This window comes from Pseudomonas sp. PvP027 (assembly GCF_017833005.1).
In the GTDB taxonomy this organism is placed as follows: Bacteria; Pseudomonadota; Gammaproteobacteria; order Pseudomonadales; family Pseudomonadaceae; genus Aquipseudomonas; species Aquipseudomonas congelans.
In genome coordinates, this window is record NZ_JAFIBK010000001.1 from 1,980,429 (window position 1) to 1,994,394 (window position 13,966).

Sequence of the window (13,966 nt, forward strand, 5' to 3'; positions counted from 1 at the left end):
TCACTCGTCAGTCAAAAATGACTTAGCGAGCGGTTACTTCGGTAGCTGCGAAGAAGTACGAGATTTCGCGAGCGGCGGCTGCTTCGGAATCGGAGCCGTGAACAGCGTTGGCGTCGATGGAATCAGCGAAGTCAGCACGGATGGTGCCGGCAGCAGCTTCTTTAGGGTTGGTAGCGCCCATCAGCTCGCGGTTCAGAGCGATAGCGTTTTCGCCTTCCAGAACCTGAACGACAACCGGACCGGAGATCATGAAGGCAACCAGGTCGCCGAAGAAACCGCGAGCGCTGTGCTCAGCGTAAAAACCTTCAGCTTCGGCCTTGGACAGTTGCTTCAGCTTGGAAGCGACAACGCGCAGACCGGCTTTTTCGAAACGAGTGGTGATCTCGCCGATTACGTTCTTGGCAACGGCGTCAGGCTTGATGATGGAGAAAGTACGTTGAACAGCCATGGTGAAACTCCAGAAGCAGTGATTGAAGCGAAAAATTAAACCCGCGAATTATACGCGGGTTCTGGTGTATTGCCTAACTGCGCGCGTTACTGAACGTCAATCCAGCTCTTCGATCCACAATGTCTGGATCGCCTCCAGGACCTTTTCCCCGCTGCGGTCCCGGTGGTCATCGAATTCAGGCAAGGCCATGACCAGATCACGCAGCCTGGGGAAACTGACGGTGAGCGGATTTACTTCCGGGTGGCTTTCAGCCAGCTGGATGGCGATTTCCTGCACATCAACCCATTTGAGACTCATGAGCAATCCTTGAATCAGTGCGGCGCTTCAGCGGCGTGGTTGAGCGAATACTTGGGTATTTCGACCGTGAGGTCTTCGTTGCCGACAATGGCCTGACAGGACAGACGCGACTGTGGTTCCAGCCCCCACGCCTTGTCGAGCATGTCTTCTTCCAGCTCATCGGCTTCATTCAGCGAATTGAACCCTTCGCGAATGACGCAATGACAGGTGGTGCACGCACACACGCCACCACAGGCGCTTTCAATCTCGATGTGGTGCTCGTGGGCAATGTCGAGAATAGACGTGCCGGGCTCCACTTCTACAACCAGCCCGTCCGGGCAATGCTCGGCGTGGGGCAGAAAAATCACCTGCGGCATCAGTTATTCCTCAATCTCATTCAAGTTGCGCCCGGCCAGTGCGGCTTTTACCGTCGAATCAAGGCGTCGGGCAGCAAATGCATCGGTCACCTGCGACAGACGCTTGGTCTGCTGCTCGATGGCATAACCATCGGTGCCTTGCATCAGTTCACGGAGTTCGTCCATCTGCAGGTTGATGACCAGACGCTCTTCCTCGTCGAGAAGACGCTCTCCATCGGCTTCCAGGGCACCCTGAACAGCCTCGAGCAGGCGCTCGGCATCGACCTGATGTTCACGCAGCACACGAGCAACCTTGTCGTCGCCGGCATACTCGAAGGAATCCTTGAGCATGCGAGTGACCTCGTCATCCGTCAGCCCGTAGGAAGGCTTGACCTGAATGCTCGACTCGATGCCCGAGCCCATTTCACGCGCCGAGACACTGAGCAGACCGTCTGCATCGACCTGGAAGGTGACACGAATCTTTGCCGCACCCGCGACCATCGGCGGAATGCCACGCAGTTCGAACCGCGCCAGCGAACGACAGTCGCTGATCAATTCACGCTCGCCCTGCAGGACATGAATCTTCATGGCCGTCTGGCCATCCTTGTACGTGGTGAATTCCTGACCACGCGCAACAGGAATGGTGGTGTTGCGCGGAATGACCTTCTCCATCAGCCCACCCATGGTTTCCAGCCCCAGCGAGAGCGGAATCACATCGAGGAGCAGCAGTTCGCCACCGTCACGCTTGTTGCCGGCCAGGGTATCGGCCTGGATCGCAGCCCCGATGGCCACCACTTGATCCGGGTCGATCTCGGTCAACGGCTGACGACCGAACAGCTCGGCCACCGCTTCGCGTACTCGTGGAACACGGGTCGAACCGCCGACCATGACCACTGCCTCGACTTCTTCAAGCTCGATACCGGTGTCACGGACCGCACGGCGACAGGCCTTGAGACTGCGCGCAATCATAGGTTCGATCAGCGCATTGAGCGCCTCGCGAGTCAGCGTGCCACGCCACTCGCCGTAGACGACCTCGACAGACTCGGCGTCAGTCAGCGCTTCCTTGGCCGAGCAGGCAGCCTGCAGCAGGCTGCGTTGCGCAGAAGGGTCAATATCGGCAGACAGACCGGCATCAGTAACGATCCAGCTGGCTATCGCATGATCAAAGTCATCGCCACCCAAAGCGGTATCGCCGCCAGTGGCCAGTACTTCAAACACACCACCGGTCAGACGCAGAATCGAGATATCGAAGGTTCCGCCGCCCAGGTCATAGATGGCAACGACGCCTTCGGCCTTTTGATCCAGACCGTAGGCAACGGCAGCAGCCGTGGGCTCATTGAGCAGGCGCAGCACGTTGAGGCCTGCGAGTCTGGCAGCGTCCTTGGTCGCCTGACGCTGAGCGTCATCGAAATAGGCAGGAACGGTGATCACCGCGCCTACCAGCTCGCCACCCAGCGAGGCTTCTGCGCGCTGGCGCAGGACCTTGAGGATGTCGGCGGAGACTTCGACGGGGCTTTTCGGCCCCTGCACGGTGTCGATGAACGGCATATGCGACTCACCGCCGACAAACCGGTACGGCAGTTGCTCGCCCAGCTGCTTGACGTCGGTCAGACCGCGACCCATGAGACGCTTGACCGACAGAACGGTGTTGAACGGGTCCTGGGAGGCGGCGACTTTCGCTGACTGCCCTACTTCGACACGATCAGCGTGATAGCGCACGGCAGACGGCAGAATGACCTGCCCATCTGCATCGGCCAGCGGTTCGGACAGGCCGCTGCGTACTGCAGCAACCAGAGAATTGGTAGTGCCCAGGTCGATACCCACAGCCAGACGACGCTGGTGCGGTTGAGGACTCAGGCCGGGTTCGGCGATCTGCAGTAAAGCCATGCTGTTCAGAATAATCACTGGCGCGCGGCCGAAGCCGCGCGGGGTTAATCGTCGAGGCGCTCTTCTAACTGGCGCACTTCGTGAGAGAGCTTGTCGAGAAACTGCATACGCCGCATCAGCTTTTCAGCGTGCTCGCGTTGTGCAGCATCATTCCAACAGGCCGCGAAGCTCTGGTTCAGTTCGTCCTGAGCGACCTTGAGCTGACGCTTGAAGGTCGCAACGCCGGCCAGATCAGCCTCGTCCTGCAAGTCCTCGAGGTCTTCGCGCAATTGCATCTGCTGCAGAAGAAACTCGGGATCATGCACCGTGACTTCGAGCGGCACTTCGTTGCCGTTCATTGCCAGCAGGTAGCGCGCCCTTTTCGGCGGGCTTTTCAGGGTCTGATAGGCCTCGTTGAGACTGGCCGAGCGCTCCAGCGCAACACGCTGCTCACGCTCGGGGGCATCCGCAAAACGATCCGGGTGCACGTTGCGCGCAAGCTCGCGGTAGCGCGTAGCCAACTGATCAAGATCAAGCTGAAACTCGGGCTTGAGGTCGAACAGGGCGAAGTGACAGGGAGTACCCACAATAAAAGCCTCAGACGTTGAAGCTTTCGCCACAGCCGCACTCACCGCGCGAGTTGGGATTGTTGAACTTGAAGCCTTCGTTCAACCCTTCGCGCACGAAGTCGAGCTCGGTGCCATCCAGATAGACCAGACTTTTCGGGTCAATGATCACCTTGACGCCGTGCATTTCAAACACGGTGTCTTCGCTGGCCGCCTCATCGACGAACTCGAGCACATAGGCAAGACCTGAACAGCCTGTGGTGCGGACACCCAGACGAACGCCGTCACCCTTGCCGCGCCCCTCGAGGGAGCGTCGTACGTGGTTAGCGGCAGCTTCTGTCATGCTGATAGCCATCGGAACTCCTTAGCCTGTTGCATTAGCCTGTTGCAGTTAACTCTGTCGCAAGCCTCTCTTGAAAAGCCTGCTTACAGCAGACCTTTCTTCTGCTTGTAATCGCGAACGGCCGCCTTGATGGCGTCTTCAGCGAGTACCGAGCAGTGAATCTTCACCGGCGGCAGTGCCAGCTCTTCAGCCAGCTGAGTGTTCTTGATGGTCTCTGCTTCATCCAGAGTCTTGCCTTTCATCCACTCGGTCGCCAGGGAGCTGGACGCAATGGCCGAACCACAGCCATAGGTCTTGAACTTGGCGTCTTCGATAACGCCCTGCTCGTTGACCTTGATCTGCAGGCGCATCACGTCGCCGCACGCAGGAGCGCCGACCATGCCGGTGCCAACATCAGGATCTTCCGCGTTCATCTTGCCGACGTTACGTGGATTTTCGTAGTGGTCGATGACCTTTTCGCTGTAAGCCATGATTCTATTCCTCTCACATCAGGGAGCCGCTCTGCAGGTCACGCGCAATGGCGCATGACCTGTGTTGGAGGCGACTTTAAATTAGTGCGCCGCCCACTCGATCTTGGAGATGTCGACGCCGTCTTTGAACATGTCCCACAGCGGCGAAAGTGTGCGCAGCCGGGTGACAGCCTCGCAAACCTTCTGCGCGGCGTAATCGATTTCTTCTTCGGTGCTGAAACGGCCGAAGGTGAAACGAATCGAGCTGTGCGCCAGCTCATCGTTGCGACCCAGGGCACGCAGCACGTACGAAGGCTCAAGCGAGGCCGAGGTACAGGCCGAACCGGACGATACCGCCAGATCCTTGAGCGCCATGATCAGCGACTCGCCTTCGACGTAGTTGAAGCTCAGGTTCAGGTTGTGCGGTACGCGTGCAGTCAGGCTGCCGTTGACGTACAGCTCTTCCAGATTTTCGACCTGCTTGAAGAAACGATCGCTGAGTGCCTTGATGCGCACGTTTTCAGCAGCCATTTCTTCCTTGGCGATACGGAAGGCTTCGCCCATGCCGACGATCTGGTGGGTGGCCAGGGTGCCGGAACGCATGCCGCGCTCGTGACCGCCGCCGTGCATGGTCGCTTCAAGGCGAACACGCGGCTTGCGGCTGACGTAGAGTGCGCCGATGCCTTTCGGGCCGTAGGTCTTGTGAGCAGAGAACGACATCAGGTCAACCTTGAGGCTGGCCAGATCGATTTCAACCTTGCCGGTCGACTGCGCGCCATCGACGTGGAACAGCACACCACGCGAACGGGTCAGTTCACCGATCGCGGCGATATCGTTGATCGTGCCGATCTCGTTGTTCACATGCATGATCGAAACCAGAATGGTGTCGTCACGCAGTGCCGCTTCAATCATCGAAGGCGTGATCAGACCGTCTTCACCCGGCTCGATATAGGTCACTTCGAAACCTTCGCGTTCCAGCTGGCGAGTGGTGTCGAGGACAGCCTTGTGTTCAACCTTGGAGGTGATCAGGTGCTTGCCTTTGCTGGCATAGAAATGCGCAACACCCTTGATGGCCAGGTTGTTGGATTCGGTAGCACCCGAGGTCCAGACGATTTCGCGAGGATCGGCGCTGACCAGGTCGGCGACCTGACGACGGGCGTTCTCGACCGCTTCTTCGGCTTTCCAGCCAAAGACGTGGGAGCGCGAGGCCGGGTTACCGAAGTTTCCTTCGACGGTCAGGCAATCGATCATTTTCTGCGCGACACGCGGATCGACAGGGGTCGTCGCGGAGTAGTCGAGGTAAATTGGCAATTTCATTGAAGCTCTCCTATCAGGCAGGCGCACCGCTCATTCATCTGCGTTCATTCGACGGCGGACGTTTCGATCTTACCCAGTTGCGACATGTGGTTATGACCACGGCGCATATCCTGGCGCTGAGCGACTTCTTGTACCTCACGGCGAGTGACAAGATCCGCCAAGCTGATACCGCTTAGAAATTCGTGAATCTGCTGGCTCAGATCGCACCACAGGTGGTGGGTCAGGCAGGTATCGCCAGCGTGGCAATCGCCCAGACCCTGACACCGCGTGGCATCGACCGATTCATTGACTGCATCGACAACCTGAGCAACCTGGATGCCTTTCATGTCGCGCGACAGCTGGTAACCACCACCCGGACCGCGAACACTGGAAACCAGATTGCCGCGACGCAGCTTGGCGAACAGCTGCTCGAGGTAGGACAGGGAAATCCCCTGCCGCTCGGAGATGTCGGCCAGAGACACTGGCCCGTTCTGCGCATGCAACGCCAGGTCAAGCATGGCTGTTACAGCGTATCGGCCTTTAGTAGTCAGTCGCATGGCGTATACCGCAGAGGTTCGGAATGAGAGCGAGTATGCTATTCCCGAGTAAATGAGTCAACTATTAGACCAAGTAAAACAGTCGGGATTAGCGAAAAGTGCGGGCTGCATCATAGCAAAGGTGCGGCGCAATGGCACGCACCCCGGCCGCCCTGGAACCTAGCCGACCTTGCCTTCCTGGCAGTCCTTGACGCAGTCGAAAACCTCGTCACGCAGCTCCGGCAGCTCCTTGGCGCGGTAATCGCTGCCCAGCCTGCCGAGCGCATCGCACATACCCTCAAGACGCCCGTCGACAGCCTGCAAATGGTCAAGCAACTGGCCAATGGCGCGCGCGACCGGATCAGGCATATCCGCACTGACACCATAGGCATCGAAGCCGAGTTTTTCAGCCATTGCCTTGCGCCTGGCCTCGACCTCGTCGTCCGACTTGACGATGATCCGCCCCGGGATGCCCACTGCGGTTGCGCCCGCAGGCACGGCCTTGGTGACCACTGCGTTGGAGCCGATCTTGGCACCCGCCCCCACCGTGAATGGCCCGAGCACCTTGGCACCCGCCCCGACCACTACGCCGTCTTCCAGCGTCGGATGGCGCTTGCCGGCATTCCAGCTGGTGCCCCCCAGGGTTACGCCCTGATAAAGGGTGACGTCATTGCCGATCTCGGCGGTTTCACCGATCACGATACCCATGCCGTGGTCGATGAAAAAACGGCGACCGATGCGCGCACCCGGATGGATCTCGATACCGGTCATCCAGCGACCGAAGTTCGACACCACCCGTGCCGGCCATTTCCAGCCATTGCGCCACAGAATGTGGGCGAAGCGATGCAGCCATATGGCGTGCATCCCCGGATAGCAGGTCAGGACTTCAAACGCGTTGCGCGCCGCAGGATCGCGGTGGAACACGCTTTGAATGTCTTCTCGCAGACGCTCGAACATTACTGATCCTTTCGCTTGTAGGGTTCACCGCGTGCGGCCTTCTGGGTCTCAGTGAGCACTCCGCGCAGGATACTCAGCTCGGATCGCTCGACTTCACTACGCCCATACAGCCTGCGCAGCCGGGCCATCAGATGCCGTGGCTTTTCGGGATCAAGAAAGCCGATGGCTACAAGCGTGGCTTCAAGGTGGGCGTAGAAACCTTCCATTTCGTCCATCGTCGCCAGCTCGGCATTGTGCGCCGATGCAGGCCTTGAAGCATCGCCCTGCTCTGCGGCGGCCAGCCAGGCCACACGCACCTCATAACTGAGCACCTGTACGGCAGCCGCCAGATTCAGAGAACTGAACGCCGGGTCTGACGGGATGTGCACATGGAAGTGGCAGCGCTGCAGCTCTTCGTTGGTCAGGCCCGCATGTTCGCGACCGAACACCAGCGCCACCTCGGCACCCTCGCCGGCCTGCTCGATGACTTTTTCACCCGAGGCACGCGGATCCAGCATGGGCCACGGCAGGCTTCGATCCCGCGCACTGGTGCCCAGCACCAGACGGCAGCCGACCAGCGCTTCTTCGAGGGTCGCCACCACCTGCGCGCCCTCGAGAATATCGGTGGCGCCGGACGCGCGCGCATCGGCATCGGGCGAAGGGAAGATCCGCGGATCGACCAGCACCAGGCGCGAAAGCCCCATGTTTTTCATGGCGCGAGCAGCCCCGCCGATATTTCCGGGATGGGTAGTGCCGACCAGGACAACACGAATGTTCTGCAACAAGGCGAACGCTCACTGACACGAATTAGGGGTGCAAATCTTACAGAAACGGCTCGGCTAACGCTATGAAGCCGTGCGGGCCGCAACAGTAGAATCGACCGCACCGGACGCAAAAAAACACACACGAACCTGACAACCGTAACAACGCAAGGCTGGAAATAATTCGAATCAGCCCATAGAATGCCCGGCTCTCTTTAACAACCTTAGGTGAATTATCCATGCAGCCCATGCTGAATATCGCGCTGCGCGCCGCCCGCAGCGCCAGCGAATTGATTTTCCGCTCCATCGAGCGCCTGGATACCATCAAGGTTGACGAAAAAGAAGCCAAAGACTACGTAACAGAGATCGACCGCGCCGCCGAGCAAAGCATCATCACCGCTCTGCGCAAGGCCTACCCGACTCACGGCATTCTCGGCGAAGAAAGCGGCCTGCACGAAGGCAGCGGCGAAGGCACCGACTACCTGTGGATCATCGACCCACTGGACGGCACCACCAACTTCGTTCGCGGCATCCCGCACTTTGCCGTCAGCATCGCCTGCAAATACCGCGGCCGCCTTGAGCACGCCGTGGTTCTCGACCCGGTCCGCCAGGAAGAATTCACCGCCAGCCGTGGTCGTGGCGCAGCCTTGAACGGTCGCCGCCTGCGCGTCAGCCAGCGCAAGAGCCTGGAAGGCGCCCTGCTCGGTACCGGCTTCCCATTCCGTGACAACCAGATGGACAACATCGAGAACTACCTGGGCATGTTCCGCAGCCTGGTAGGCCAGACCGCCGGCATCCGCCGCGCCGGTGCTGCCAGCCTCGACCTGGCTTATGTAGCTGCCGGTCGCTTCGATGCGTTCTGGGAGTCGGGCCTGTCCGAGTGGGACATGGCTGCAGGCGCTCTGCTGATTCAGGAAGCAGGCGGTCTGGTCAGCGATTTCACCGGTGGTCACGACTTCCTCGAGAAAGGCCACATCGTTGCCGGCAACACCAAGTGCTTCAAGGCAGTACTGACTGCGATCGCACCGCACCTGCCAGCTTCGCTCAAGCGTTAAGCTGCAGGCATAAAAAAACCGGCGCAAGCCGGTTTTTTTATGTCTTGTGAAGCTCAGCGGCTGGCGTTACTGCGCCTGACCCAATATCAGCTGACCGTTCTTGTCGACCGGAATCTGGCTACCCGGATCACGCTCCATACGAACCTGACCCACCTTCTCGTTCAACTTGTATTTGACGTTGTAGCCCACAACCTTGTCGCTCACATCGTTGACCGTTGTGCAGCGGTTCTGCGTAGTGGTGTAGGTATCACGCTCCTGCATGCCTTCCTGAACCTTGTTGCCCGCATAACCACCACCTACCGCACCCGCGACGGTAGCGATCTTCTTGCCGTTACCGCCACCGATCTGGTTACCCAGCAAGCCACCGGCAACCGCGCCAATAACGCTACCGACGATCTGGTGCTGGTCCTTGACCGGCGCCTGACGGGTAACGGTTACGTCCTTGCAAACTTCACGGGGGGTTTTGATCTGCTGGTTGATCGGCTCTACCGCCAATACATCCGCATACTCAGGACCACCCTTGACCAAGCTATAGGTGGCAACGGCGCCGCCAGCCGTCACGACAGCAGCACCTAACACAGCACCAACAAGCATAGACTTGTTCACTTGAACCTCCTGACCAATCGAAACGCAGCATGACTGCGCAATGCCTAGCCTTGGAGCATAAAAAAAGGCGCGAGTTCAGCACTCGCGCCTTTTTTATGATGGCCGGGCCTACGGGAGGTCGTCAGCCTTCTCGACAACCACTGGAGGAATCAGATCCTCGGTGGTCAGGTTCAGCCAGATCAGCACCACGTTGGCGATGTAGATCGACGAGTAGGTACCCGCCAGTACACCGATGAACAACGCGATGGAGAAGCCTTCCAGGCTGTCACCACCAAATACCCACAATGCCACGATCGCCAACAGGGTCGAAACCGAGGTAGCAATGGTACGCAGCAGTGTCTGCGTGGTGGAGATGTTGATGTTCTCGATCAGCGAAGCCTTGCGCAGCAGACGGAAGTTTTCGCGTACCCGGTCGAAGACCACGATGGTGTCGTTCAGCGAGTAACCGATGATCGCCAGCACTGCCGCCAGCACCGTCAGGTCGAAGGTGATCTGGAAGAACGACAGGATACCCATCGTCACCACCACGTCGTGGATCAGCGAGATGATCGCCCCGACTGCGAATTTCCACTGGAAGCGGAATGCCAGGTAGATCAGCACACCGCCCAGCGCCATCAGCATGCCGAGGCCGCCCTGATCGCGCAGCTCTTCACCCACCTGTGGGCCGACAAATTCGACACGCTTGACCACCGCCGGGTTATCGGCACCAGCCTTGCGTAGCGCCTCGGCAACCTGAGTGCCCAGCTGCGGGTCTTCGCCCGGCATGCGCACCAACAAGTCAGTGGTGGCGCCAAAGCTCTGTACAACGGCTTCGTGATAGCCCGCCGAAACCAGCTCCTGACGGACCTTGCCCAGGTCGGCGGGACGTTCGTAGGTCAGCTCGATGAGCGTACCGCCGGTGAAGTCCAGACCAAAGTTGAGCCCTTTATGGAACCAGCTGAACAACGCCAGTGCGGTAAGGAGCATCGTGATGGCGAACGCAACATTGCGAACGCCCATGAAGTTGATGGTACGTAACATGGCAGCCCCTTAAATCCACAACTTCTTGAAGTCACGACCGCCGTAGATCAGGTTGACCATAGCGCGGGTCACCATGATGGCCGTGAACATCGAGGTAAAGATCCCGAGCGACATGGTCACCGCAAACCCTTTGACCGGGCCGGTGCCCATCGCAAAGAGAATGCCGCCGACCAGCAGCGTCGTCAGGTTGGCGTCGAGGATCGCCGTGTAGGCACGATCGAAACCTTCGTTGATAGCACGCTGAACCGTCATGCCGTTGGCGATCTCTTCACGAATCCGCGAGAAGATCAGCACGTTGGCGTCCACCGCCATACCCATGGTCAACACGATACCGGCGATACCCGGCAGGGTCAGTGTGGCGCCCAGCAAGGACATCAATGCCAGCAGCATGACCATGTTGAGGGCCAGTGCCACGGTAGCGATCAGACCGAAGAAGCGGTAGATCGCCATGATGAACAGCGAGACGAACAGCATGCCCCACAGGGAAGCGTCGATACCCTTGGTGATGTTGTCGGCACCCAGGCTAGGACCGATGGTGCGCTCTTCAGCGAAGTACATCGGTGCCGCCAGACCACCGGCACGCAACAGCAGCGCCAGCTCGGAAGATTCACCCTGGCCGTTCAGACCGGTAATCCGGAACTGGCTGCCCAGTGGCGACTGGATGGTCGCCAGGCTGATGATCTTCTTGTCTTCCTTGAAGGTCTGCACCGGCACGTCTTTCTCGACGCCGTTGACCATCTGCTTGGTATAGGTGGTGGTCGGACGCTGCTCGATGAAGATCACCGCCATGCTGCGCCCCACATTGCTGCGGGTTGCACGGCTCATCAGTTCGCCACCGTGACCATCGAGGTTGATGTTCACCTGGGGACGACCATGCTCGTCGAAGCTGGCCTTGGCGTCAGTCACCTGATCACCGGTAATGATCAGACCACGCTCCACCGCCGCTGCCGGACGACCGCCTTCGCGGAACTCGAACATCTCGGTGGTGCCTTTCGAATCATCCGGGCCTGCACCCAGACGGAACTCGAGGTTGGCGGTCTTGCCCAGAATACGCTTGGCTTCGGCCGTGTCCTGCACACCCGGCAGCTCGACCACGATGCGGTTGGCACCCTGGCGCTGAACCAGCGGCTCGGCAACACCCAGCTCGTTGACCCGGTTACGCACAGTGGTCAGGTTCTGCTTGATCGAGTATTCGCGAATCTCGGCCAGCTTGGCCGGCGTCAACGCCATGCGCAGTACCGGGATACCGTTCAGCTCGGCAGGCGTGATTTCGAAATCGGTAAAGGTCTTGCGTACCAGTGCACGCGCCTGCTCACGCTCTGCATCGTCGGTAAAGCCAAGCTGAATCACATTGCCCAGCTGCGGCAGGCTGCGATAACGCACCTTTTCCTTGCGCAACAGGGATTTGACTTCGCCTTCGTAGACTTTCAGACGTGCATCGATCGCCTTGTCCATGTCGACTTCCAGCAGGAAGTGCACACCGCCGGACAGGTCGAGACCGAGCTTCATCGGGCTTGCACCCAGGTTACGCAACCAGGTCGGCGTGGTACGCGCCAGGTTCAGTGCGACGACATAGTCGTCACCCAACGCCTTGCGCACGACATCCTTGGCTGGCAACTGGTCTTCCTGCTTGCTCAGACGCAACAAACCGCCCTTGCCATTCTCGGCCAGAGAAGAAGCCTTGACCGAGATGCCAGCATCGGCAAGCGCCTTGGCTGCACGATCCACGTCCGCCTGATTGACCTGCAGCGCAGTGCTTGCGCCGCTGATCTGGATGGCAGAATCATCAGGGTAGAGATTGGGTGCGGAATAAATAAAACCGACCACCAGCACCGCCAGGATCAGTACGTATTTCCACAGAGGGTATTTGTTCAGCATCACGCCGCCCGCTTAAAACGCGGGGCGCCTTGCGCGCCCCGTCGATGGGTAAAAAGTTGTTGCTCAGATCGCTTTCAGGGTGCCTTTAGGCAGAGTGGCCGCGATGGCGCCCTTCTGGATTTTCAGCTCAACGGTGTCAGACACTTCGATGACCACGAAGTCATCGGTCACTTTGTTGATCTTGCCCGCGATACCGCCACTGGTGACAACTTCGTCGCCTTTCTGCAGGTTGCCCAGCAGGTTTTTCTGCTCTTTGGCGCGCTTGGCCTGTGGACGCCAGATCATCAGGTAGAAGATGACCAGGAAGCCGACCAGGAAGATCCACTCGAAACCACTGCCCGCAGGACCGGCAGCCGGTGCAGCAGCATCCGCAAAAGCGGGAGAGATGAAAAAGCTCATTTGTCGCTCCAGTTACATAATTAGTATAAAAAGCAGGAAAAACTCGTTCTGTTTCAACCCAGAGGCGGCGTTGGGAGGCCGCGTTTGGCATAGAAGGCATCGACGAAGGCGGCCAATGTACCCTGTTGAATAGCCTCGCGCAAACCAGCCATAAGCAGCTGGTAGTGCCGCAAATTGTGGATTGTATTGAGCATGCTCCCCAGCATTTCCCCGCACTTGTCCAGGTGATGCAGATAAGCGCGCGAGAAGTTCTTGCAGGTGTAGCAATCGCAGGTCGGGTCCAGCGGCGTATTGTCGTGGCGATGGAACGCGTTACGGATTTTCAATACGCCCGTATCGGTGAACAGATGGCCGTTGCGGGCATTGCGGGTGGGCATCACGCAGTCGAACATGTCGACGCCACGACGCACACCTTCGACCAGATCTTCCGGCTTGCCTACGCCCATCAGGTAACGAGGTTTGTCTGCCGGCATGAGGCCTGGCAGGTAGTCCAGCACCTTGATCATCTCGTGCTTGGGTTCGCCTACCGACAGGCCACCGATCGCCAGACCGTCGAAACCGATTTCGTCCAGGCCTTCCAACGAGCGCTTGCGCAGGTTCTCGTGCATGCCGCCCTGAACGATGCCGAACAGCGCGGCGGTGTTTTCGCCGTGGGCAATCTTGGAACGCTTGGCCCAGCGCAACGACAGCTCCATGGAGACACGCGCCACATCTTCATCGGCCGGGTAAGGCGTGCATTCGTCGAAGATCATCACAACGTCCGAACCCAGATCGCGCTGGACCTGCATCGACTCTTCCGGCCCCATGAACACCTTGGCACCATCGACCGGAGAGGCAAATGTCACGCCCTCTTCCTTGATCTTGCGCATGGCGCCCAGGCTGAACACCTGAAAACCGCCGGAGTCGGTCAGAATCGGCCCCTGCCATTGCATGAAATCGTGCAGGTCGCCGTGGCCCTTGATGACCTCGGTACCCGGACGCAGCCACAGGTGGAACGTATTGCCCAGAATCATCTGCGCACCGGTCGCCTCGATATCACGGGGCAGCATGCCCTTGACCGTGCCATAGGTGCCCACTGGCATGAACGCCGGGGTTTCCACCACGCCACGCGGGAAGGTCAGCCGACCGCGACGGGCTTTGCCATCGGTGGCCAACAACTCGAAAGACATACGACA

Annotated in this window: 17 protein-coding genes; 1 reads left to right on the top strand and 16 read right to left on the bottom strand. The window is 59.1% G+C overall.

Translation table 11 applies throughout. The features are described from left to right. Window positions 1–22: 22 nt before the first annotated feature. From ndk to trmJ, 11 genes are all read right to left on the bottom strand, one after another. Window positions 23–448 carry a nucleoside-diphosphate kinase gene (gene ndk / locus JOE33_RS08105; protein WP_002552482.1) on the bottom strand — a complete coding sequence of 142 codons (426 nt, stop codon included), beginning with the start codon at window positions 446–448 and terminating at the stop codon, window positions 23–25. 96 nt (window positions 449–544) lie between these two features. Next, complete coding sequence (gene iscX / locus JOE33_RS08110; protein WP_032613734.1) at window positions 545–745, bottom strand: Fe-S cluster assembly protein IscX; 201 nt, start codon at window positions 743–745, stop codon at window positions 545–547. Between the two features lie 14 nt (window positions 746–759). Next, window positions 760–1,101, bottom strand: coding sequence for an ISC system 2Fe-2S type ferredoxin (gene fdx, locus JOE33_RS08115; RefSeq protein ID WP_003314175.1), 342 nt, complete (start codon window positions 1,099–1,101; stop codon window positions 760–762). Between the two features lie 3 nt (window positions 1,102–1,104). Beyond that, window positions 1,105–2,967, bottom strand: a complete 1,863-nt coding sequence (gene hscA / locus JOE33_RS08120; protein ID WP_032613736.1) for a Fe-S protein assembly chaperone HscA — start codon at window positions 2,965–2,967, stop codon at window positions 1,105–1,107. Between the two features lie 44 nt (window positions 2,968–3,011). Beyond that, a complete protein-coding gene (gene hscB / locus JOE33_RS08125; protein WP_032613738.1) occupies window positions 3,012–3,533 on the bottom strand; it encodes a co-chaperone HscB in 522 nt (173 codons plus the stop codon). A gap of 10 nt (window positions 3,534–3,543) precedes the next feature. Further along, the gene (iscA, locus tag JOE33_RS08130; protein ID WP_003365093.1) at window positions 3,544–3,867 is read right to left on the bottom strand and encodes an iron-sulfur cluster assembly protein IscA; all 324 of its coding nucleotides are present in this window, start codon (window positions 3,865–3,867) and stop codon (window positions 3,544–3,546) included. Between the two features lie 71 nt (window positions 3,868–3,938). Then, window positions 3,939–4,325: a Fe-S cluster assembly scaffold IscU gene (gene iscU, locus JOE33_RS08135; RefSeq protein ID WP_002552476.1), complete on the bottom strand. Its 387-nt coding sequence runs from the start codon at window positions 4,323–4,325 to the stop codon at window positions 3,939–3,941. Window positions 4,326–4,406: 81 nt separating this feature from the next. Next, on the bottom strand, window positions 4,407–5,621 hold the full coding sequence (locus JOE33_RS08140; RefSeq protein ID WP_003409112.1) for an IscS subfamily cysteine desulfurase: 1,215 nt from the start codon (window positions 5,619–5,621) through the stop codon (window positions 4,407–4,409). Window positions 5,622–5,665: 44 nt separating this feature from the next. Continuing rightward, window positions 5,666–6,157, bottom strand: coding sequence for a Fe-S cluster assembly transcriptional regulator IscR (gene iscR, locus JOE33_RS08145; protein ID WP_002552474.1), 492 nt, complete (start codon window positions 6,155–6,157; stop codon window positions 5,666–5,668). A 159-nt stretch (window positions 6,158–6,316) separates the two neighbouring features. Next, on the bottom strand, window positions 6,317–7,093 hold the full coding sequence (gene cysE, locus JOE33_RS08150) for a serine O-acetyltransferase (protein ID WP_003365098.1): 777 nt from the start codon (window positions 7,091–7,093) through the stop codon (window positions 6,317–6,319). Then, window positions 7,093–7,857: a tRNA (cytosine(32)/uridine(32)-2'-O)-methyltransferase TrmJ gene (gene trmJ / locus JOE33_RS08155; RefSeq protein WP_010428323.1), complete on the bottom strand. Its 765-nt coding sequence runs from the start codon at window positions 7,855–7,857 to the stop codon at window positions 7,093–7,095. Before trmJ ends, cysE begins: the two co-directional genes overlap by 1 nt. Window positions 7,858–8,072: 215 nt before the next feature. Between trmJ and suhB the strand changes: the two genes are divergently transcribed. Continuing rightward, window positions 8,073–8,888 carry an inositol-phosphate phosphatase gene (suhB, locus tag JOE33_RS08160; protein ID WP_003314166.1) on the top strand — a complete coding sequence of 272 codons (816 nt, stop codon included), beginning with the start codon at window positions 8,073–8,075 and terminating at the stop codon, window positions 8,886–8,888. 66 nt (window positions 8,889–8,954) lie between these two features. On the opposite strand, the gene JOE33_RS08165 is transcribed toward suhB, so the two are convergent. The 5 genes from JOE33_RS08165 to tgt all read right to left on the bottom strand — a co-directional run bounded on the left by JOE33_RS08165 (window position 8,955) and on the right by tgt (window position 13,960). After that, on the bottom strand, window positions 8,955–9,494 hold the full coding sequence (locus JOE33_RS08165; RefSeq protein ID WP_002552471.1) for a glycine zipper 2TM domain-containing protein: 540 nt from the start codon (window positions 9,492–9,494) through the stop codon (window positions 8,955–8,957). A gap of 108 nt (window positions 9,495–9,602) precedes the next feature. Then, the gene (secF, locus tag JOE33_RS08170) at window positions 9,603–10,514 is read right to left on the bottom strand and encodes a protein translocase subunit SecF (protein WP_003314165.1); all 912 of its coding nucleotides are present in this window, start codon (window positions 10,512–10,514) and stop codon (window positions 9,603–9,605) included. Window positions 10,515–10,523: 9 nt separating this feature from the next. Beyond that, window positions 10,524–12,392: a protein translocase subunit SecD gene (secD, locus tag JOE33_RS08175; RefSeq protein ID WP_003409102.1), complete on the bottom strand. Its 1,869-nt coding sequence runs from the start codon at window positions 12,390–12,392 to the stop codon at window positions 10,524–10,526. Window positions 12,393–12,455: 63 nt separating this feature from the next. Beyond that, window positions 12,456–12,791: a preprotein translocase subunit YajC gene (yajC, locus tag JOE33_RS08180; RefSeq protein ID WP_002552468.1), complete on the bottom strand. Its 336-nt coding sequence runs from the start codon at window positions 12,789–12,791 to the stop codon at window positions 12,456–12,458. A 53-nt stretch (window positions 12,792–12,844) separates the two neighbouring features. Continuing rightward, the gene (gene tgt / locus JOE33_RS08185; RefSeq protein ID WP_086004366.1) at window positions 12,845–13,960 is read right to left on the bottom strand and encodes a tRNA guanosine(34) transglycosylase Tgt; all 1,116 of its coding nucleotides are present in this window, start codon (window positions 13,958–13,960) and stop codon (window positions 12,845–12,847) included. Between the last annotated feature and the right edge of the window lie 6 nt (window positions 13,961–13,966).